The organism is Myxococcus faecalis (assembly GCF_050039385.1).
GTDB lineage: Bacteria > Myxococcota > Myxococcia > Myxococcales > Myxococcaceae > Myxococcus > Myxococcus fulvus.
Map to the genome: position 1 here is coordinate 8,620,225 of NZ_CP144336.1, position 19,776 is coordinate 8,640,000.

Annotated in this window: 20 protein-coding genes (1 of these 20 only partly in view); 16 read left to right on the forward strand and 4 right to left on the reverse strand. The window is 70.8% G+C overall.

Going from position 1 to position 19,776, the window contains the following annotated elements:
• Nucleotides 1-3: 3 nt before the first annotated feature.
• The 4 genes from lpxA (at nucleotide 4) to VZQ01_RS34875 (ending at nucleotide 3,367) form a co-directional block, all read left to right on the forward strand.
• Nucleotides 4-780, forward strand: a complete 777-nt coding sequence (gene lpxA / locus VZQ01_RS34860) for an acyl-ACP--UDP-N-acetylglucosamine O-acyltransferase (RefSeq protein ID WP_046714813.1) — start codon at nucleotides 4-6, stop codon at nucleotides 778-780.
• Between the two features lie 9 nt (nucleotides 781-789).
• The gene (locus VZQ01_RS34865) at nucleotides 790-1,611 is read left to right on the forward strand and encodes an LpxI family protein (protein ID WP_223785658.1); all 822 of its coding nucleotides are present in this window, start codon (nucleotides 790-792) and stop codon (nucleotides 1,609-1,611) included.
• Between the two features lie 259 nt (nucleotides 1,612-1,870).
• Complete coding sequence (locus VZQ01_RS34870; protein WP_426745785.1) at nucleotides 1,871-2,875, forward strand: OmpA family protein; 1,005 nt, start codon at nucleotides 1,871-1,873, stop codon at nucleotides 2,873-2,875.
• Between the two features lie 33 nt (nucleotides 2,876-2,908).
• Entirely contained in the window at nucleotides 2,909-3,367 is a 459-nt protein-coding gene (locus VZQ01_RS34875) for a hypothetical protein (RefSeq protein WP_046714811.1), read from the forward strand.
• Nucleotide 3,368: 1 nt separating this feature from the next.
• On the opposite strand, the gene VZQ01_RS34880 is transcribed toward VZQ01_RS34875, so the two are convergent.
• Genes VZQ01_RS34880 through lpxB form a run of 3 tightly spaced genes read right to left on the reverse strand, consistent with a single transcriptional unit; the run spans nucleotide 3,369 to nucleotide 5,894 of the window.
• Nucleotides 3,369-4,001, reverse strand: a complete 633-nt coding sequence (locus VZQ01_RS34880; RefSeq protein ID WP_141331721.1) for a MarC family protein — start codon at nucleotides 3,999-4,001, stop codon at nucleotides 3,369-3,371.
• A gap of 19 nt (nucleotides 4,002-4,020) precedes the next feature.
• Nucleotides 4,021-4,725, reverse strand: coding sequence for a polyprenol monophosphomannose synthase (locus VZQ01_RS34885; protein ID WP_046714810.1), 705 nt, complete (start codon nucleotides 4,723-4,725; stop codon nucleotides 4,021-4,023).
• Nucleotides 4,726-4,742: 17 nt separating this feature from the next.
• On the reverse strand, nucleotides 4,743-5,894 hold the full coding sequence (gene lpxB / locus VZQ01_RS34890) for a lipid-A-disaccharide synthase (RefSeq protein WP_408889873.1): 1,152 nt from the start codon (nucleotides 5,892-5,894) through the stop codon (nucleotides 4,743-4,745).
• 61 nt (nucleotides 5,895-5,955) lie between these two features.
• On the opposite strand from lpxB, the gene VZQ01_RS34895 reads away from it, so the two are divergent.
• The 10 genes from VZQ01_RS34895 (at nucleotide 5,956) to VZQ01_RS34940 (ending at nucleotide 17,565) form a co-directional block, all read left to right on the forward strand.
• Nucleotides 5,956-7,839, forward strand: coding sequence for a DUF4388 domain-containing protein (locus VZQ01_RS34895; protein WP_223745839.1), 1,884 nt, complete (start codon nucleotides 5,956-5,958; stop codon nucleotides 7,837-7,839).
• 4 nt (nucleotides 7,840-7,843) lie between these two features.
• Nucleotides 7,844-9,628 (forward strand): ABC transporter ATP-binding protein, encoded by a 1,785-nt coding sequence (locus VZQ01_RS34900; protein WP_426745786.1) that lies wholly within the window; start codon nucleotides 7,844-7,846, stop codon nucleotides 9,626-9,628.
• A 544-nt stretch (nucleotides 9,629-10,172) separates the two neighbouring features.
• On the forward strand, nucleotides 10,173-11,342 hold the full coding sequence (locus tag VZQ01_RS34905) for a PHP domain-containing protein (protein WP_267700339.1): 1,170 nt from the start codon (nucleotides 10,173-10,175) through the stop codon (nucleotides 11,340-11,342).
• Between the two features lie 21 nt (nucleotides 11,343-11,363).
• The gene (locus VZQ01_RS34910) at nucleotides 11,364-12,647 is read left to right on the forward strand and encodes a 3-deoxy-D-manno-octulosonic acid transferase (protein ID WP_426745788.1); all 1,284 of its coding nucleotides are present in this window, start codon (nucleotides 11,364-11,366) and stop codon (nucleotides 12,645-12,647) included.
• Nucleotides 12,644-13,651, forward strand: a complete 1,008-nt coding sequence (locus VZQ01_RS34915; RefSeq protein WP_223785651.1) for a glycosyltransferase family 4 protein — start codon at nucleotides 12,644-12,646, stop codon at nucleotides 13,649-13,651. Before VZQ01_RS34910 ends, VZQ01_RS34915 begins: the two co-directional genes overlap by 4 nt.
• Nucleotides 13,652-13,655: 4 nt before the next feature.
• Nucleotides 13,656-14,690 (forward strand): glycosyltransferase, encoded by a 1,035-nt coding sequence (locus VZQ01_RS34920; protein ID WP_426745790.1) that lies wholly within the window; start codon nucleotides 13,656-13,658, stop codon nucleotides 14,688-14,690.
• A gap of 55 nt (nucleotides 14,691-14,745) precedes the next feature.
• Nucleotides 14,746-15,849, forward strand: a complete 1,104-nt coding sequence (lpxK, locus tag VZQ01_RS34925) for a tetraacyldisaccharide 4'-kinase (RefSeq protein ID WP_426745792.1) — start codon at nucleotides 14,746-14,748, stop codon at nucleotides 15,847-15,849.
• A 31-nt stretch (nucleotides 15,850-15,880) separates the two neighbouring features.
• Nucleotides 15,881-16,894, forward strand: a complete 1,014-nt coding sequence (locus VZQ01_RS34930) for a bifunctional heptose 7-phosphate kinase/heptose 1-phosphate adenyltransferase (RefSeq protein ID WP_426745793.1) — start codon at nucleotides 15,881-15,883, stop codon at nucleotides 16,892-16,894.
• Nucleotides 16,891-17,379 carry an adenylyltransferase/cytidyltransferase family protein gene (locus tag VZQ01_RS34935; protein WP_426745794.1) on the forward strand — a complete coding sequence of 163 codons (489 nt, stop codon included), beginning with the start codon at nucleotides 16,891-16,893 and terminating at the stop codon, nucleotides 17,377-17,379. Before VZQ01_RS34930 ends, VZQ01_RS34935 begins: the two co-directional genes overlap by 4 nt.
• Before the next feature lie 3 nt (nucleotides 17,380-17,382).
• Nucleotides 17,383-17,565, forward strand: coding sequence for a Trm112 family protein (locus tag VZQ01_RS34940; RefSeq protein WP_426745795.1), 183 nt, complete (start codon nucleotides 17,383-17,385; stop codon nucleotides 17,563-17,565).
• Here VZQ01_RS34940 and VZQ01_RS34945 read toward each other — a convergent pair.
• On the reverse strand, nucleotides 17,555-18,649 hold the full coding sequence (locus tag VZQ01_RS34945) for a glycosyltransferase family 9 protein (protein WP_223785647.1): 1,095 nt from the start codon (nucleotides 18,647-18,649) through the stop codon (nucleotides 17,555-17,557). The genes VZQ01_RS34940 and VZQ01_RS34945 overlap by 11 nt on opposite strands.
• Before the next feature lie 83 nt (nucleotides 18,650-18,732).
• Here VZQ01_RS34945 and VZQ01_RS34950 point away from each other — a divergent pair, with 83 nt between their 5' ends.
• Together VZQ01_RS34950 and gmk are read left to right on the forward strand one after the other, a co-directional pair.
• Nucleotides 18,733-19,611: a YicC/YloC family endoribonuclease gene (locus VZQ01_RS34950; protein ID WP_141331812.1), complete on the forward strand. Its 879-nt coding sequence runs from the start codon at nucleotides 18,733-18,735 to the stop codon at nucleotides 19,609-19,611.
• Nucleotides 19,608-19,776, forward strand: partial view of a guanylate kinase gene (gene gmk, locus VZQ01_RS34955; protein ID WP_141331814.1) — the 5' portion only. It continues 455 nt past the right edge of the window; the window shows 169 of its 624 coding nt (coding positions 1-169); it begins with the start codon at nucleotides 19,608-19,610; its stop codon lies off the right edge, out of view. The genes VZQ01_RS34950 and gmk overlap by 4 nt, the downstream gene beginning before the upstream one ends.

The following is a 19,776-nucleotide window of genomic DNA, read 5'->3' on the forward strand; positions in this document are numbered from 1 at the left end:
GACATGGCTCAGGTTCATCCCACCGCGGTGGTTCACCCCGATGCGCGTCTGCACGAGTCGGTCCACGTTGGACCCTACTCGGTCATCGGACCGCAGGTGACGATTGGCGAGGGCTCCCACGTGGGCCCTCACGTCGTCATCGAGGGCCGCACGACGCTCGGCGCGCGCAACCGCATCTTCCAGTTCGCCTCGGTGGGGGCGGACCCGCAGGACCTCAAGTACGCGGGGGAGGACACCGAGCTCACGCTCGGCGACGACAACCAGATTCGCGAGTTCGTCACCCTGCACAAGGGCACGGCGGGCGGCGGCGGCGCCACGCGCGTCGGCAACGGCAACCTCTTCATGGCCAACAGCCATGTCGCCCACGACTGCGTCGTCGGCGACGGGTGCCGCATCGGCAACGGGTCCGCGCTCGCGGGCCACGTGACGATGGAGGACCACGTCATCATCAGCGGCCTGGCGGCGGTGCATCAGTTCACCCGCCTGGGCCGCTTCGCCTTCATCTCCGGCGGGGCCATGGTCACCATGGACATCCCCCCGTACGCCACGGCGCAGGGAGACCGGGCGGAGCTGGTGGGGCTCAACACCGTGGGTCTGGAGCGCGGCGGGTTCACCAAGGACCAGATTGAGCGCATCAAGGAGGCCCACCGCATCCTGTTCCGCTCCAAGCTGGGGCTGCAGGAGGCGCTGGGGCGGCTGCGCACGGAGCTGGGCGGCCACCCGGAAGTGGACCACCTGGTGTCCTTCATCTCCCAGAGCAAGCGCGGCCTGACGCGCTAGGCTGTGGACATGGAGCACGCACCTCCGGACGGTCGCATCGGCCTCATCGCGGGCAACGGTCAGCTTCCCCTCTTGTTCGCGCGCGCCGCGCGGGCCCGGGGGCTGGAGGTGGTGGCCGTGGCCCACAAGGGCGAGACGAACCCGGCCCTGGCCTCGGAGGTGGGCTCGCTCACCTGGGTGCGGGTGGGGCAGGTCAACCGCATCCAGAAGGCCTTCGTCGCCGCGGGCGTGAAGCAGGCGGCCATGGCGGGCGGCATCGGCCGGGTGAAGGCCCTGTCCGAGGCCCGGCCGGACCTGGGCGCGGTGCGCATCATCTCCCGGCTGCGCAGCTTCCGGGATGATGCGCTGCTGCGCGCGGTGGCCGCGGACTTCGAGTCGCGCGGCATCACCATCATCGCCCCCACGGACTTCCTCGGGGAGGTGCTGTGCCCCGAGGGGCACCTGGCCGGCCCCGAGCTGAGCCCCACCCAGCAGCAGGACGTGGCGCTGGGGCGCGAGGTGGCGGCGTTGCTGGGGCAGGCGGACGTGGGCCAGACGGTGGTGGTGCACCAGGGCCACGTGCTGGCGCTCGAGGCCGTGGAGGGCACGGACGAGGCCATCCGCCGGGGCGGCAAGCTGGGCGGCGCGGGCGCGGTGGTCGTCAAGCGCTGCAAGCCGCAGCAGGACCTGCGCTTCGACCTGCCCGCCGCGGGGCCCCGCACGCTGGAGGTCATGAAGGAAGTGGGCGCCCGGGTGCTGGCGCTGGAGGCCGGGCGCACGGTGCTGCTGGACGCGCCGGAGCTCTTCGCCAACGCGCGCGCGGCGGGAATCACGCTCGTCGGCGTGCGGTAGCGGCCCCCTTCTCGCGCCCGGGCAGGAGAGGGCCTGGTGGCCGTCCCCCCGGCTGCCCTGAGAGGTGTGGCGCGCGGGAATGAATGTCGGCGCGCTTCTCGCGTCTGGCTCGCGAGGCGTTTCCACGCTCGCGAAGCATTTCCACGCGGGGGACACCGTCCTACCCTGGCGCGGAGGAATCCACCCATCCGGGTCGCTGTTGCACGGCGACCCGCGACGCCGGAGTCGACGCCGCGCCATGAATGCCCGCCTGGTTCTATTGCTCAGTCTTGTCGCCTCGACACCCCTGCCCGCGTTCGCCGACGCCATCCGCGTGTCCCTGGAGGGCCGGGCCGCGGTGGGCGAGAAGCTCCCGGCATTGCTCGTGCACATCGAGGAGCCCATCGCGGGCTTCGAGGTGAAGCTCAAACGCGACGACGGGAAGGTGGTCGACGTGAAGGGCGGCGGGAAGCCAGGCATGACCCGGCGTATCGAGCTGGAGCAGCCCGAGGGCCGCTTCCACTACGAGGGCGAGCTGGTGGTGCGCTTCGCCAACGCCGAGTCGGGCAGCCTGCCGTTGTCCTTCGACACGGAGCTCAACGGGCCGCTGCGCCTGGACGTGCGCCCGGAGGACGTGGACGTGCCGGGGCGCACGCTGCGCTTCCAGCTCTCGCGTCCCGCGGGCCGCGTGGAGCTCACCGTGCTGATGGACACGGGGAAGAAGGCCTTCGAGGGGGAGGTGGCCTTCAAGGGCGAGAAGGCGGGCACGCCGCTGTCATTGAGCTGGCCGGCCGCCGAGGGGAAGGTGATGAAGATTTCCCTCCGAGCCTTCGACACATCGGACTTCTACACGGGTGTGGACCTCTTCCCGTGGCGCGTGGACATTCCCCATGAAGAGGTGGGCTTCGCCTCGGGGCGCGCGGACATTCCCGCCGGCGAGCGAGGCAAGCTGGACAGGAGCCATGCGTTGATTGCGGAGGCGCTGGCGAAATACGGCCGCTTCGCGGCGGTTCGTCTGTACGTGCTGGGCCACACGGACACCGTGGGCGCCACGGCGGACAACCGCGAGCTGTCGCTCAAGCGCGCGCGCAGCATCGCCGCCGCCTTCCGTCAGCGAGGGCTGAAGGTCCCCATCTTCTACGAGGGTTTTGGCGAGGAGTCCCCCGCGGTGCGGACTCCGGACGAGACGGCGGAGGCTGCCAACCGCCGGGCGGAATACATCATCGCGGTGGAGGACCCGGTGCTCGCCGGCGCTCCCTTCTCGCCGCGGTGGAGGAAGCTGTAGCGGACGGACGCAGTGACGAGGAGGTAGCAGCGGATGGACCGATTCCAACGGTGGACCTGGGGCGTGGTGGGGATGGCGCTCCTGGTGGGGGCGGGCTGCGCGCATCAGGCGCCGCTTGCCGTGCGGCGGGAGGTGGAGGCGGACAAGTGCAGCCTGGTTCAATCCGTGTTGAAGGAACCGACACCGTCACGGGTGGTGGAGGAGATCGCCGCCCAGGGCCGTCACGAGCCCACGCCGGTGCGCGTGTACGTGCGCCGCCCGGAGCAGTCCATGCTGGAGCGCTTCTTTGAAGGCGATGAGCCCCGCTGCGGCGACTCCACCTTCAAGGTGGTGCAGGACAGCGTGCTGGACGCCGTCGTCGTCTACCTCCAGGAGATTCGCGAGGGCTACGCGTACGACGCGCGCCGCGCGGGCCCGGACGAGCTCACCCTGGAGGGCAAGCCCCAGGGCACGCTGCGCCGCGCGGGCCCCACCTGGGTCGTCGGCAACTAGGTTACTTCAGCAATTCCTTGGCGCCGTCCGCGATGAACTGCACGGCGATGGCGGCCAGGATGAGCCCCATGACACGCTCGACGATGGCGACGCCGGACTGGCGCAGCACCCGCTGCACGAGCCCGGAGGCGCGCAGGATGAAGTAGCTGAAGACGAACGTCAGGAGGATGGCCGCCAGCACCGGAAGGGTGGAGGCCATCGAGTTGGAGTTGCCGCGAGCCATCAGCACCATGGCGGTGGCGATGGCTCCGGGCCCCGACAACAGCGGGATGGCGAGGGGGACGATGGCCACGTCCTCCTTCACCACGCCCTCCTGCTCCTCGGTGGGGGTGGTGCGTGTCTCGGACGGACGCGCGCGCAGCATGTCCAGCGCGGTGATGAGCAGGAGGATTCCGCCCGCCACGCGGAAGGCCCCCAGCGACACGCCGAACACCTTGAAGATGATGGTGCCGAACAGGGCGAAGAAGGTCATCAGCCCGCACGCCACCAGACACGCGCGCATCGCCGTGCGGCGTATCTTCTCCTTCGTGTCCCCGGCCGTCATGGCCAGGAACAGCGGCACCACGCCGATGGGGTCCACCACGAAGAAGACCGCCGGCAGGGCGACGAGGAATTGCGTCAGGTAGTCCTTCATCACCGCACGACCTTTGCGACTACACCGTGAGGCGCAGCTTCCACACCATGGTGAGCGCCTCGGCGAAAATCTTCTTGCTCATCTTCGAGTGCCCCACGCGGCGGTCCTCGAAGATGATGGGGACCTCGCGCACGGTGAAGCCGTTCTTCAGCGTGCGGTAGGTAAGCTCGATCTGGAACGCGTACCCGGTGCTGTGTACGGCATCCAGGTCGAGGGTCTCCAGCACCCGGCGGTGGAAGCACTTGAAGCCGCCAGTCAAGTCCTGCACGCCCACGCCCAGGATGGTGCGGGCATAGAGGCTGCCGCCGCGGCTGATGACCTGGCGGCCCACGCCCCAGTTCACCGTGCCACCGCCCGTGACGTAGCGGCTGCCGAGCACCAGGTCGGCGCCCGCCTCGGCCGCGTCCATCAGCCCGGGCAGGTAGCGCGGGTCGTGGCTGAAGTCCGCGTCCATCTCCAGGATGTACGTGTAGCCCTCCGCCAGGGCCCAGCGGAAGGCGGCGAGGTAGGCGCGACCCAGGCCCTCCTTCTTCTCGCGGTGGAGCACCCGCACGCGGGGCTCCTTGGCGGCGAGCTGGTCGGCGATGTGCCCCGTTCCGTCCGGCGAGTTGTCGTCGACGATGAGGATGTCGACGCGCGGGTCGGCCTTGAGCACCGCCAGGGTGATGGCCTCGATGTTTTCCCGCTCGTTGTAGGTGGGGATGCAGACCAGCGCTGGGTTCATGGCCGGGCCGACATACCCTAAATGGCGCGCGGGGGCAGTAGCTCCATGACGGTCTCCGCCGCCCGGGTGGCGGCCCCTGCCTCGCCCAGCCGCCCCCGGACCTCGCCCAGCCCCTGGAGCATCTCGTCCCGGGCGGCCCCCGGAACCCACACCTTCCGGACCTCGTCGGCGATGCGCTCGGGGGTCATCTCCCCCTGGAGCAGCTCCGGCACCACGCGCCGCCCGGCCAGCAGGTTGACCAGGGACACGAAGGCCACCTTCAGCATCAGCCGGCCCACCCAGTACGAGATGAGGGACACCCGGTAGATGACGACGAGGGGGCGCTGCATCAGCCCCGCCTCCAGCACGGCCGTCCCGGAGGCGACCACCGCCGCGTCGCTGGCGCCCACCACCTCCGGGGCATGCCCGTCCACCAGCACCGGCGTCAGGCCGCTGCCCTCGAAGCGGGAGAGCACCTCCTCGCGGGGGATGGTGGGGGCCACGGGGACCACGACCTGGAGCCCGGGCCGCTCGGCGGACAGGCGGCGGGCCGCGTCCACCATGGACGGCAGCAGCCGGCGGATCTCGCTCATCCGGCTGCCCGGCAGGAGCGCGAGCGTGGGGGCCTCCCTGGCCAGGCCCAGGCGCTCCCGGAACGCGGTGGGGCTGTCGGGGGCGGGGACCTGCTCGACGACGGGGCTGCCCACGTAGCGGGCGGCGACGCCGGCTTCCCGGTAGAAGTCCTCCTCGAACGGGAGGATGCACAGCATCCGGTCCACCAGGCGTTTGATGGTGCGCACCCGGCCGCGGCGCCACGCCCAGATCATCGGCGAGATGTAATAGGCGACGGGGATGCCCTGGGCCTTGAGCTTCTCGGCCAGGCGCAGGTTGAAGTCCGGGATGTCGACGAGGATGGCGACGTCGGGGCGCCGCTCGGCGGCCGCGTTCGCCAGGCCCTTCATGATTTGGAGGATGCGAGGGATGCGGGGGAGCACCTCGGTGATGCCCATGACGGACACCTCGCGGGCGTCGAAGAGCAGCTCGACTCCCCGAGCGGCCAGGCGCGAGCCGCCCATGCCGAAGAAGGTGAGGTCCGGACGGCGGGCCTGGAGGGCGGCGACGAGCTCTGCGGCATGGGCGTCGCCGGAGGCCTCGCCTGCCACGACGAGGATTCGGGGCGGGGGCGTCATGTGAGGGGGGCGCATCGTACCCTGATGCAAGCCGGGGTGAAGGTGTAGACTGCGCCAACCCTTGAAGACGCTTCTGCTCGCCGAGAGCCATCCCCCCACGCTCGAGCACCTGACGGGCCTGCTCTCGCAGGCCGGGTACTCCGTGCGCGCGGTGAATGACCCCATCGCGGCGCTGGAGCACTTCGCGGCGGACAACCCGGATGTGATGGTGTTGTCGGTGGACCTGCCGCGCGTGGAGGGCTCGCACGTGGTGCAGCTCATCCGGGGGCACAGCCAGGGTGGGCGCGTGCCCATCGTCGCCATCGACAAGGGGCACCTGGGGCGGGCGCGGGGCGTGGGCTCGGTGTTGGACCTGAAGGTGAATGCGTACGTCGCGGACCCGCTCAAGCCCGGCGAGCTGGTGCCCCGGCTGGAGTCGCTCGTGCGCGCGGCGCAGGCGGTGCCGCTGTCGGGCCTGGCGTCCACGCTGTCGCGTCCGGCGGTGAACAGTGGCGAGCTGAAGGGTTATCCGCTGCCCGGCCTGCTGCACTCCATCCACCGGCTGCGGCGGGATGGTGTGCTGGTGGTGGCGCACCGGGGGCTGAGTCGGCGGGTGTACTTCCTGCGCGGCGGGCCGGTGAGCTTCGACTCGACGGTGAAGGAGGACTCGCTGCCGCGCTACCTCGTGGAGCGCAAGCTCGCCACGCCCGCGCAGGCGGAGCAGGTGGTGGAGGCGCTGGGCTCGGGGCTGCGCATCGGCTCGGCGCTGGCGGACGCGGGCGTGGAGCTGGTGGGTGAGGAGCTGTCGCAGTTGTTGCGGGACTACACGCGCGACAAGCTGGCGCGGGTGCTGGGCATGCGCGAGGGCCGGTACGCCTTCTACTCCGGCGACGAGTTCACCGCGGAGGTGGCGTCGGTGGACCTGCCGCCGCTGGCGCAGATTCTGGAGGGCGCGCGGCGCACCTTCCCGCTGAAGGTGATGGCCGCGTCGCTGAAGGCGAACCTGGGGGAGTACCCGGTGCGCTCGCCCGAGTTCGGCCGTGATTTGCAGGCGATGGCGCTGGACACGGACGACATCAAGATCGCCATGCAGGTCAATGGCCGCATCGTGCTCAAGGAGCTGCTCGCGCATGGCCGCGGGGAGCTGAGCGCGGCGTATTCGCTGTTGTGGTTCCTGAAGCTGACGGGGGGCGTGACGTTCTCCCCGACGCCGGTGGCGACGGGGGCGGACGTGCTGTCGGCGGCGGTGGTGCCGGACCGGATTGGCCCGCGCAAGCGCAAGTCGTTGCCGGTGGAGACGGCGGCGTCGCTGCGCGAGGAGGCGGTGCGCATCATCACCCGCAGCTACTTCGGCAGCCTGGGGTTGGACATCGCGGCGGACGCGGAGGCGGTGGAGCGCGCGTACCACGAGACGGCGATGCGCTTTCACCCGGACACGTATGCCGAGTACGACATCTCGGACCTGAAGGACCTGCTGGACTCGGTGCAGGAGAAGCTGTCGGCGTCCTACCGGGTGTTGAGCGTGGAGGAGAAGCGCAAGGCGTACCTCCAGTACCTCTTCAGCAAGCTGGACGTGGGGCGCAACACGGCGGTGGTGGTGGACGCCGAGATTGCGCTGCGCCGGGGCGAGTCCGCGCTGAAGCGGCGGGACTTCCTGTCGGCGATGCACGCGTTCGAGGAGGCGGTGACGCTCAACCCTCGCGAGCCGGAGTACTACTCCTTCCTCGCCTGGGCGACGTACCAGGGAGCGGGCGGTCCGTTGGTTCAGCGTGCGCAGAAGGCGCAGAAGGTGTTGAAGAAGGCGTTGTCCCTGGGGCCGTACGTGGAGCGGCTGCACATCATCGCGGCCATCATCGACACGGACCTGGGGGATGCGCCGCTGGCGCGGAAGAAGCTGCTGAAGGTGCTGGAGTACAACCCGTACTCGCAGCTGGCCAAGGCGGCGTTGCGCAAGGTGGGACGGTAGGCAGATGGGGCGGACACTCTGGCGATTGTTGCGCTACGCGCGCCCGCATGCGGCGGTGCTCGTGGTGGCGTTCGTGTGCATGGCGTTCGTGGGCATCGCCACGGGGGCGTACGCGTACCTGACGGGCCCCGCGCTGCGCTTCCTGTTGTCGGGCGGCGAGGAGGGCTTCGGCGGGGCGAACCGGGTGCCGTGGCTCTCGGACCTGCCGCGTGACGCGGCGCTGTGGGGCTTCCCGCTGATGATGGTGGTGGTGGGCGCGGTGAAGGGCGTGGGGTACCTGGGCCAGTTCTACTTCATGGGCCTCTTCGCGCAGCGGGTGGTGAAGGACCTGCGGCGGGAGCTCTTCGTGAAGCTCACGTCGTTGTCGCCGGCGCAGCTCGCGCGTGAGCGGCAGGGAGACTTGCTCAGTCGCTTCTCGTCGGACGTCGCGGCGGTGGAGGCGGCGGCGATGTACACGGTGGGCTCGTACCTGCGGGACAGCCTGCAGGTCATCATCCTGGCGGGAGTGGCGTTGTCGATGAGCCCGCTGCTGGGTGGGCTGATGCTGGTGGTGATTCCGCTCGCGGCGCTGCCGGCGTCGAGGCTGACGCGCAAGGTGCTCAAGGGCACGCGCGAGGGCCAGACGCAGCTGGGGCATCTGGCGGGGCAGCTCCACGAGGGGCTCGGCGGACTGCGGACGATTCAGGCGTTCAACGGGCAGGAGGCGGAGCTGGCGCGGTTCGCCTCGCACGCGAAGGCGCACGAGGAGGCGGTGGTGGGGGCGGCGTGGGCGCGTGGCGGGGTGCCCGGCATCATGGAGGTGCTGGCGGCGGCGGCGCTGGCGGGGGCGTTGGCCTTCGCGGCGAGCGCGAAGTTGATGGAGCCGGAGGCGCTGTTGTCGCTGCTGACGGCGGTCATCCTGGTGTACCAGCCGGTGAAGGACCTGGGCCGGGTGACGCAGTTCGCGATGCAGGCGGGCGCGGCGGGTGAGCGGCTCTTCGCGTTGCTGGACTTGAAGCACCCGGTGCAGGACGCGCCGGACGCGGTGTCGGCGCCGCCCTTGTCCCAGTCGGTGCGCTTCGAGGACGTGAGCTTCGCGTATGGCGAGCGGCGCGCGCTCGAGGGCGTGACGCTGGAGCTGAAGGCAGGGCAGGTGACGGCGCTGGTGGGAGGCAGTGGTGGGGGCAAGAGCACGGTGACGTCGCTTCTCATGCGCTTCGAGCGGCCCCAGTCCGGGAGGCTGTTGTTGGACGGCGTGGACATGGACCGGTACACGGCGGCGAGCCTGCGCGAGCAGTTGGCATTGGTGACGCAGGAGCCGTTGTTGTTCCAGGGGACGGTGCTGGACAACCTTCGCTATGCGCGACCGGACGCCACGCGTGAGGAAGTGGAGGCGGCGGCGAAGGTGGCGAACGCGGACGGGTTCATCCGGGCGCTGCCCCAGGGCTACGACACGCGCATCGGCGAGCGCGGCGTGACGTTGAGCGGTGGTCAGCGGCAGCGACTGTGCATCGCGAGGGCGGTGCTGGCGCGAGCGCGCGTGCTGGTCCTGGACGAGGCGACGAGCAGCCTGGACCCCGAGAGCGAGCGCGAGGTGCAGGCTGCGCTGGCGGCGGTGTTGCCGGGGCGCACGGCGCTGGTCATCGCGCACCGGTTGTCCACGGTGGTGAACGCGGACGTGCTCCACGTGATGGAGGCGGGGCGGGCGGTGGAGAGCGGCTCGCACGCGGAGTTGCTCGCGAGGGGCGGGCGTTACGCGGCGCTGTGGAAGATGCAGACGGAGGGCACCCTCGAGCGAGGCGCCGCGTGAAGCGCGGCCGCCTGGAGCCGAGGGCATGCCGTGAGACGCCTGTCCGGGAGTCACGGGTTCATGTTGGGTGGAGCGAAGTCCCGGCGTGCAGCGCACCCATGCGGCAAGACGCCTCTCGGGACGGGGCTCGTCGTCGACGAACCAGGGTGGTTCGCTCGCCGTCGGACCGGGCGCTGGTGCGCCTGGGCAGGCCTTCGTGTGGCGGCATCCAGGCACAGGACCTGTCGCGGGACGCGGTGGTCTCCGCAGGAGCCGCGCCAATACGTCGGAGCGAGTGCTGGGCTGGCGCGCAGCGGTGCGGTCGGCCCGCGGATGGGGGCTGGCCGGAAGGCTCCTTCGTGCGCGCCACGCCTGTGCGGCGAAGCCGGGTCCCCGCGCCAGGAGTTGGGACTGAACGTGGTGGAGCGCCTGTTTCGGGGACGGCCGAGGTCCGGACAATGATGCTGGAGTCGTCACAGGCTTTGCCTCGGTGCGGCGCCAGGGGCGTTGCCCTCATCGTGACATCCATCGACGTCGTCCCTGCGCGACGTGGAGAAGAGGGGCGATGAGCCGACTTCGTGTGGCGCTCGGCAAGGGGCTTCGCGCGCTGGTGGGCCTGTTGCTCCTCCTCCTGGGCCTCTGCGGCTTCTTCGCGCTCCCGGCCTCGTACACGACATACCCGGTGGTGCCTCCGAAGGAGGGCGAGCCGAGGTGGATTCGGGGCGCCTTCCACGTGCACACTACGCGCTCGGATGGACGAGGCAGTCCCCTCGACGTGGTGCTCGCGGCGAAGGCCGCGGGCCTCGACTTCGTGTTGTTGACGGACCACAACGACTTCACGCCGCCCGCGCCGACCTGGGGCGATGGCGTGCTGCTGATTCCCGGCGTTGAAATCTCGACGTCCGCGGGGCACCTGGTCGCGTTCGGCATGGAGCGCCCGCTGGAGGGCATGACGCGATGGATGCCCGCGGCGGATGCGGTGAGGGCAGTGGAGGCCGCGGGAGGCATGACGGTCCTCGCGCATCCGGTGCAGAAGAAGAACCCGTGGACGGACGAGCCGACCGCCCGTGAGGCAAAGGGGTTCGAGCTGTACTCGGCGGACACGTTCTTCCGTCACGCCATGCGCAATCCGGTGAGCCGGTTGCTGCCGGCCGTGGGCGCGTATCTCGCGAACCCGATGCATGGAGTGATGCTGCTCGTCGCGCCCGAGCCCGAGCCTGGCGAGCGCTTCATGGACCTCTCGCGGGAGCAGCCCAAGCGCTCCTTCTGCGCGCATGATGCGCATGGCCTGCCGTCGTACGAGTCCGTGTTCAGCTCGCTCGCGATGTACCTCCCGCCCGAGCAGCTCCCCTCGCCCCTGCCGAAGGATGCGAAGGTGGCCGCGGCGCTCGTGACGAGAGCGCTGCGAGGAGGCTCGGCGCTCTGTTCCTTCCGCGCGCTGGGGGAGCCCGAGGGCTTCGCCCTGGAGGGCGTGGACCCGGAGCAGCGCGAGGCCCGGGTGGGGGATGTCCTGAAGGTGCGCCTGCCGGGGTTGCCGGACGTGGACACGGTTCGGGTGCAGGTGTGGGGAGAAGGCCGACTGGGGGAGGACGGCACGTCGGTGGAGCTGACAGGGGAGGGGCTGGTGCGGGTGGAGGTCTGGGCGAAGGGGCCCGGACGCTTCTTCGGGTCCGAATGGCGACCTTGGATTGTTCCGAATCCCGTGCGTGTGCTGCCTCGGACCCCTGGCATCTGATAGAGGGCCGGGGAGCCGTCCATGCGACTCCTCTACATCCTCGCCACGTACCTGCTCTTCCCGCTGCTCCTTCCGGTGCTGTGTGTGCACCGGAAGACGCGTCATGGCCTGTGGCAGCGACTGGGGTTCTATTCCCCGGGCGCGTTGCCCGTGAGGGGCGATGGGCCCGTGGTGTGGCTGCACGGAGCGAGCGCGGGGGATCTGCTCGCGCTCTCCCCGATGTTCGCGCCGCTGCGAGCGCGCTTCCCGGGTTGCCAGCTCATCCTGTCGACGATGACGGACAGCGGCCATGCGATGGCGACGGGGCGGCTGGCCAAGGACATCGATGGGGTCATCTACGTGCCCTATGACCTGTGGGGCGCGACGCGGCGGGCGATGAAGGCGCTCCGGCCGGACATCCTGGTCCTCGAGTACACGGAGATCTGGCCCAACCTCATCCGCGCGGCGAAGCGCGGAGGCGCGCGGGTGGTGATGACCAACGGCCGCTTCTCGCCGGCGAACCTGGGGCGCTACCGGGCGTTGTTCGGCCTCATCGGCAATCCACTGAAGGACCTGGACCTGATGTTGATGCGCCACGAGGACGAAGCGGAGCGAGCGCGGAGCCTGGGCGCGCGTCCCGACTGGGTGATGGTGACGGGGAACACGAAGTTCGACTCCCTGGCGTCGGGGCCCGCGCCGGAGGACACCACGCTGCGCGAGGTCCTGGGGCTCCCGGTGGGCGCACCCGTGTGGATCGCGGGAAGCACGCACGAGGGTGAGGAGGAAGCGCTGCTGGGCGTCTATCGGCGGCTGCACGCGAAGTGGCCGGAGCTGCGGCTGGTGATTGCGCCCAGGTACGTGGACCGCGCGGCGCGGGTGGTGGCGCTCGCGCGAGACGCGGGGCTGAGCGTGGGGCTGCGCTCGAAGGGAAACCCCGAGCGCGGGCAGGTGGTGGTGCTGGACACCATCGGCGAGCTGTCGCGGGCGTACCGACTGGGGACGGTGGTCTTCGTCGGAGGCTCGTTCACGAAGCGCGGTGGCCAGAACATCCTGGAGCCGGCGGGGCAGGGCAAGCCGGTGTTGTTCGGGCCGCACATGGACAACTTCCGGGACAGTGTGGCGGTGTTGTCGGGGCATGGAGGCATCCAGGTGGCGGACGCGGAGGAACTGCACTCGAGGCTCGCGGAGCTGTTGGAGGACCCGCGGCGAACCGATGCGCTCGGGGCGCAGGCCCTGGAGACGGTGGGACGAATCTCCGGAGCGAGCGAGCGCAACGCCGAGGCGATGCTGTCGCTCTTCCCGCACGGCAGGGCGGAGCCGCGATGACGCTCATCATCCACCCGCATTTCCACAACCGGTACACGGGCGTCACGCGCCACGTCGAGTCGGTGGTGCCGGCGTTGGTGAAGGACTCGGGCTCGGAGACGCGGGTCATCGGCTCGGGGCTGAGCGAGGGCCTGCCGCGCATCACCTGGCCGGAGCTGCTGCGCCGGGCGCGCTCGGAGCCGGTGGTGTGGCACGCGCACCGGAACAACGAGCTGCTCGCGGGGATGCTGTTGAAGCTGGTGGGGCGGCAGGTCCGGCTGGTGTTCACGCGGCACACGTCGATGGCGCCCAGCGGCTTCACGCGGTTCATCGCGCGGGGCGCGGACGCGCTGGTGTCGTTGACGAAGCAGGTGGCGGACGTCATCGCGTTGCCGTCGACGGTCATCTCGCACGGCATCGACCTGACGCGCTTCCATCCACCCGAGGACCGACAGAAGGCCTGGGAGCGACTGGGGCAGGGTGGGCGCCTGGGAATCGGCGTCATCGGCCGCATCCGGAAGGAGAAGGGGCAGGGCGACTTCCTGGAGGCGGTGCGTCCGCTGCTGCCCGAGCACCCCGAGTGGCAGGGCGTGCTGGTGGGCCTGGCGAAGGGCGCGGACCTGGACTGGGTGAACGGCCTGCGGGCCGGCATCGAGGACCGGGTGACGCTGGCGGGAGAGCAGTCGGTCATCGAGCCCTGGTACCAGGGGCTCACGGTGCTGGTGCACCCGTCCTACGCGGAGGGGTACTCGCTGGTGCACGTGGAGGCGATGGCGTCGGGTTGCTGCGTGGTGGCGTCGAAGCTGCCGTACCTGGACACGCTCATCGAGCATGGTCGCACGGGCTTCTTCTTCGAGCCGGGTGACGTGAAGGCGCTGCGGGAACTGCTCGACATGTTGATGCGGGAGCCGGAGCGTGCGCGAGAGGTGGGGCGCAACGCGGCCGAGGAGGCGCGGCGGCGGTGTGGCGTGGAGCACGAGGCGCACGCGCTGGAGGCGCTGTACCGCACGCTGGTGAGGCGCTGAGCGGATGCGCATCCTTCACCTGCTCGCGAGCCCGTTCTTCAGTGGCCCCGCGGAGAACGTCGCGCTGCTGGCCCGAGCGCAGCGGGAGGCGGGGCACGAGGTGACGGTGGCGGTGGACCGTCGTCGCAAGGACGTGCCGGCGGAGGAGCCCGCGGTGCCTCGCTTCCAGGAACTCGGCCTGTTGGACGAAGGCGGCCTGGAGTTGTCCGTGAAGTCGCCGCCGTGGCGCATGTGGAGCGACTCGCGGCGTCTGCGCGCGCGGCAGGTGGACGTGGTGCATTCGCACTTCAGTCACGACCACTTCCTCGCGAGGTGGGGACGTCCCCGAGGCGCGGTGCTGGTGCGCTCGCTGCATGCGCCCCGTTCGCTGCGCTCCTCGTTGCCCGCGGCGGATGCGTACACGGTTCCGGCGAGCGCGCTGTTGGCGAGGCTGTTGGAGCGAGGGAAGCGAGCCCGGGTGCTCCCGGCGCTGGTGGACCCGAGGTTCCGGCCCGAAGCGGACCGCGAGTCGCTCCGGCGCGAGCTGGGGCTCATGGGCGGACCGCTGGTGGGAATGGTCTCCACGTTCCAGCCTTCGAGGCGCCATGCGGTTGGAGTGGAGGCCTTCGCGAAATACCGCCAGCACCATCCTCACGCGCGCTTCATCCTCGTGGGTGACGGAGCGTTGCTGGAGGCGACGCGCCATCAGGTGGCTGCGCTGGGATTGACGGACGCGGTGACCTTCGCGGGCTATCAGCAGGGCGAGGCCTTCGCGCGCTGGCTCAAGGCGCTGGATGAGGTCTGGCTGCTGGGCTTGGGGAATGACTGGAGCGCGAGGGCCGCGGCCCAGGCGCGAGCGTGTGGTGTCCGAGTGGTCGCGGTGGACGAAGGCGCATTGCCGGACCTGGCGGATGCGCGAGTGGCCGAGCCCACGCCCGAAGCCGTCGTGACGGCGGCGCTCTCGGGAGTGCGCGCGCCGGTGGCCCATCCGACGAACGCGCGCATCGCCGCCGATGTGCTCGCCATGTACGCCGAGGCGGCCAACGGGGCTCCTCGATGAAGTCCATGTCGGACGTCGAGCCCAGCGCGCTCCGGGCGATGGGAGCCCGTCGGTCTTGAGTCCTCCCGCCTCCGAGTCGCCCACCGCCATCGAGCGGGTCTTCTACCCACCGTCACCGGAGGACTGGGGCCGCAGGGTGTTGCTGTCTCCGCTGACGGCGTTGTCGTGGAGCTACGCCGCGGCGGTGCAACTTCGAAGAGCCCTGTACGACAAGGGGCTGCTGCGAGCCGAGCGTGTCGAGGGACTCCGAGTCCTCTCCGTGGGCAACCTCAACGTGGGCGGAACGGGTAAGACGCCCGCGGTGTTGTACCTGGCGGAGCAGCTCGTCCGGGCGGGGCGCAAGGTCGGCATCCTCACGAGAGGTTACGGTCGGCGCTCACGGGAGCCGCTGACCTTCACGGGAGCACAGCCGCTCCCTTCGGTGGAGGACGCGGGAGACGAGCCGCTGTTGCTCGCGACGCGATGTCCGAGCGTGAGGCTCTTCGTGAATCCCGACCGGGTCGCCAGTGCGCTGCGAGCACGGGACGAGTTCGGCCTGGACACGGTGTTGCTCGACGATGGCTTTCAACACCGTCGCCTCGCGCGGGACGAGGACCTGGTGGTGGTGGACGAGGCGGTGGGGCTGGGCAATGGGCATATGCTTCCGCGAGGTCCGCTGCGTGAGCCCGCTTCATCGATTCGACGCGCCACGCTGCTCTGGGTGCGCACGTCCGCGGCGGCCGTGGGCGAGCCCCCAGCGGTGCGCCTTCCGCGAGAAGCCGAGTCGATTCCCCGGGTGCGAGCGCGCTATGGGCCCTCGGCATGGGTGGACCCGGAGGGCATGTCGCATCCACCGGAGCGCCTGAGAGGGCAGGGCGTGTTGGCGCTGGCGGGGCTTGGCCGGCCGGGGGGCTTCCTGAAGACCCTGAGGACGCTGGGGGTGGAGGTCGTCGACGCGGCGCTGTTCCCGGACCATCACCGCTTCACTGCCGAGGAGCTGGAGGACGTGGTCCAGCGGGCGGCGCGTCGCGGCGTGGTGGTGGTGACGACGGAGAAGGACGCGGTGCGGCTGCCGCCCGGGTTCGAGGCGTGGAAGGTGCGGTTGGGGGTGGAGGTGCTGGAGGGAGCGGCCCACCTGTATCGGGCGCTCGGGCTGGCGGGCGCGTCAGGCGACTTGTGAGACGAGGGGGGCTGTGGGACAAACCGCCGCCATGGCCGCGGTCTCGCCCGTTCGCTCCTCGCCCTTGCCCTCTCGCCTGCCGCTCGCGTTCTCGCGTCGTCGCGTGCTGCTGGTCGGGGACCTCGTCGCAGACCACTACATCTACGGACAGACGGACCGGGTGAGCCGCGAGGCGCCCGTGCTCATCGTCCGCTACGAGTCCGCGGAGGTGAAGCTGGGCGGAGGCGCGAATGTCGCGGCCAACGTCCGCGCCTTGACGGGCCAGGTGACGGCCGTCGGTGTGCTCGGCGCGGACGAGATGGGCGGCGAGCTGCGCCACCTGTTCTCCGAGGCCGGCGTCCGGCTGCACGCGGTGGGCGGTCGAGACATCGCGACGGAGACGAAGACGCGCATCCTGGCCGGTGGCCTGAGCACCACGCGGCAGCAGATGCTGCGCCTGGACCGGGGACAGCGCTCGGAGTTGCCGCCCCGGGTGCGCAAGGCCCTGGCCCGTCACGTGGAGCAGGCCGCGCGGGACGCGGACGCGGTGGTCGTCTCGGACTACGGCGCGGGGGTGCTGAACGACGAGGTGCGAGGTGTGCTCCGCAAGCTCGCGGCGGATGGGCTGCCGGTGTGCGTGGACAGCCGCTATGCGCTCGCGTCGTTCTCGGGGCTGACGGTGTGCAAGCCCAACGAGCCCGAGCTGGAGGCGCTCGCGGGTCGGCCCGTGCGCTCGGAGCAGGACCTGCTCCTGGCCGGGAAGGAAGCGGTGCGCCGGCTGGGGTGTCGTGCGTTGCTGGTGACGCGGGGCCGCCACGGCATGGCGCTCTTCGACGCGGACGGCGGCGTGGACCTCATCCCGGTGCACGGCGCGAAGGCCGCGGTGGACGTGACGGGCGCGGGCGACACGGTGATTGCGACCTTCTCGCTGGCCGTCGCGGCTGGAGCTTCGTTCGGCGAGGCGGCGAGGCTGGCGAACGTGGCCGGCTCCATGGTGGTGCAGAAGCCAGGGACCGCGACGGTGTCTCGGGATGAGCTGCTGTCGGAGCTGCGGAGCGCGCGATGAGCACCTTGGAGAAGATTCAGTCGCTCAAGCAGGTGGCGGAGGCGAGGGTCCGCTGGAAGCAGGAGGGCCGCACGGTGGCGCTCGCCAACGGTGTGTTCGACCTGCTGCACGTCGGCCACGTGCGCTACCTGGAGGGCGCGCGCGAGCTGGCGGACGTGCTGGTGGTTGCGGTGAACTCGGACGCCTCGACGCGCGCGTACAAGGGGCCTGGCAGGCCGCACATCCCGGAGAACGAGCGCGCGGAGTTGGTCGCCGCACTCGCGTGCACGGACCGGGTCATCGTCTTCGACGAGCCGAACGTGCGCGGCATCATCCGGGTGTTGAGGCCGGACGTGCATGTGAAGGGCACGGACTACACGCCCGACAGCATCCCCGAGGGTGACGAGGTCCGCGCCTACGGTGGCCGCACCGCGGTGTCGGGCGACCCGAAGAACCACAGCACCACGGAGCTGGCGCGTCGGCTCGGGCGCGAGGACGCCAAGTAGCCCATGGATGCCCCGCTCCTGGCGGTGCTGGGCTGCCCCCGATGCAAGGGGGCGCTCGCCGTCCTGGGGACTGGCGCCACGGAGCGGCTCCACTGCGCGGCCTGCCATGCCTCGTGGCCCGTGAAGGACGGCGTGCCGCAGCTGCTTCCCGAGCTGATGACTCGCGAGGACGCGCCTAGGCGGTGAGCTTCGCGGCGAAGGACCGCGCCTCTTCGGCGGCGCGAGCCTCGAGCCCCTGGCCTCCCGCGCCATCGACGATGGACGTGAGGTCGACCATGCGGTGTGGGCCATAGGCGTGGCCCCAGCGCTCCATGTCCATCCGGAGGAAGAACGCCAACGTCGGCGCACCCACGGCGACGGACAGGTGCATGGGGCCGGTGTTGTTGCACACCGTGAGGCCGGCGGCGCGCATCAGGGCCGCGAGCTCATCCAGGTTGGTGGGCGGCGCCAGTCGGGCCCCGGGCGCGCCGGCGAGCACGGCCTTCGCCAGCTCCTCCTCTCCGGGCCCCCACGTCACGATGGGCGTGCGGCCCGCCTCCAGCAACGCCCGTGCGGCGGCGGCGAAGGCCTCCGGAGGGATGCGACGGGGGCCCAGCCGGCCGCCGGGGTTGATGACCGCGCACGGCATGGAGGCGTCCTCTTCCAGGAACGTGCGGAAGGAGTCGCGGATGTACGGCTCCCGGAAGGACAGCTCCCGGGCCAGCTCGTTGCCGGCCACGGGGGAGAGCAGGTGGGTGCGCTGGACGGCCTCGCTGCGGGTATCGGGCCGCGCGGGAACGGAGAGCGAGTGCAGGTACGTCACCGGCCAGACCTTGGGCCCGACGACCACGGCGCGAGGACCGGCCAGTCGCGACACCAGCGCGCTCGTCACGGACGGCGCCTCCCAGTTGGCGCAGTCGACCACCAGGTCGTAGTTCGCCTGACGCAGGGCGCGGATGCCGGGGGCCAGGGGACCGGCCCAGATGTGGCGACGGTCGAAGGCGATGACCTGGTCCGCGTCGGGGTGGTTGGCGAGGACCCGGGCCACCTTGGCGTGGACCAGGACGTGGACCTCGGGCGCGGGATGGACCTGGGCCTTGAGGGCGCGCAGCAGGGGGGTGGTGAGGAGGGCCTCGCCCACGCGGTTGTCGGGCCGCACGAGCAGCACCTTCCGGGGGACGGGGAGAGACTTTCCGGGGCGCAGCTTGCGGCCGGGGCGCCAGAACAGCAGGGACGCCACGAGCGCGAGTGCCAGCTTCGCCCATAACTCGAGCCGCTTGTGCCAGGACATCGCGGCGCGGACCCTACACAGAACTGAAAGGCGTGCAAGCACGCTGCTTGACCTGCGGGCGGAAAGCCCCTAGCAACCGCCCAATGCTGAAGAGCATGACCGGGTTTGGCGCGGGCCGCGCGCGCGTGGGAGACGAAGAGGTCTCCGTGGAGCTGCGCTCGCTCAATCACAAGTTCTGCGAGGTGAAGGCGCGACTGCCGCGCGAGCTCGCCTCCCTGGAGCCGCTCGTCACGAAGCAGGTGAAGGACCGGCTGGCGCGTGGCTCGGTGGAGCTGCTGGTGAAGCGGCAGTCCTCCACGGCCTCGGGCACCGTGCCCACGGTGGACCTCAACCTGGCGCGCGAGTACCTGCGCACCTTCCGGGAGCTGGCCAAGGAGCTGGGCCTCTCCCAGGACGTCACCTGGTCCCAGGTGGCCAACCAGCAGGGCGTGGTCCGCCTGGAGGAGAAGGGCGTCGACCTGGAGTCCGCGACGCCCGCGGTGACGGCGGCGCTGGACCAGGCGCTCGGGGCCTTGGAGAAGATGCGGCTCGTCGAGGGGGAGGCCATCCACGCCGACCTCGATGCGCGCATGAAGCTGCTCGAGGGGTGGAGCCGGGAGGTGGCGCAGCTGGCGCCCCGCGCCGTGCAGGACTACCAGCAGCGGCTCACCGAGCGCGTGGCGGAGCTGGCGCGCGGCGTGGCGGTGGACCCGCAGCGGCTGGCCCAGGAGGTCGCGCTCTTCGCCGAGCGCACGGACATCGCCGAGGAGGTGACGCGCCTGGCGAGCCACCTCGAGCAGTTCCGCGCCCTCATGGCGAGCCAGGAGCCCACGGGCCGCCGCATGGACTTTCTCGTGCAGGAGATGCACCGCGAGGTGAACACGACGGGCTCCAAGAGCCAGCACGCGGACATCTCCGCGCGCGTGGTCTCGATGAAGGCCGAGGTCGAGCGCATCCGCGAACAGGTGCAGAACGTCGAATGAGCGAAACCACCATCCTTCCGCCCGGTCTGTTGCTCGTCCTCTCCGCCCCCTCTGGAGCGGGGAAGACCACCTTGGCCCACCGGCTCCTCCGGGAGACGCCCCAGGCGAACTTCTCCATCAGCGTCACGACGCGCCGGCCCCGAGGCAAGGAGCAGGAGGGCGTCG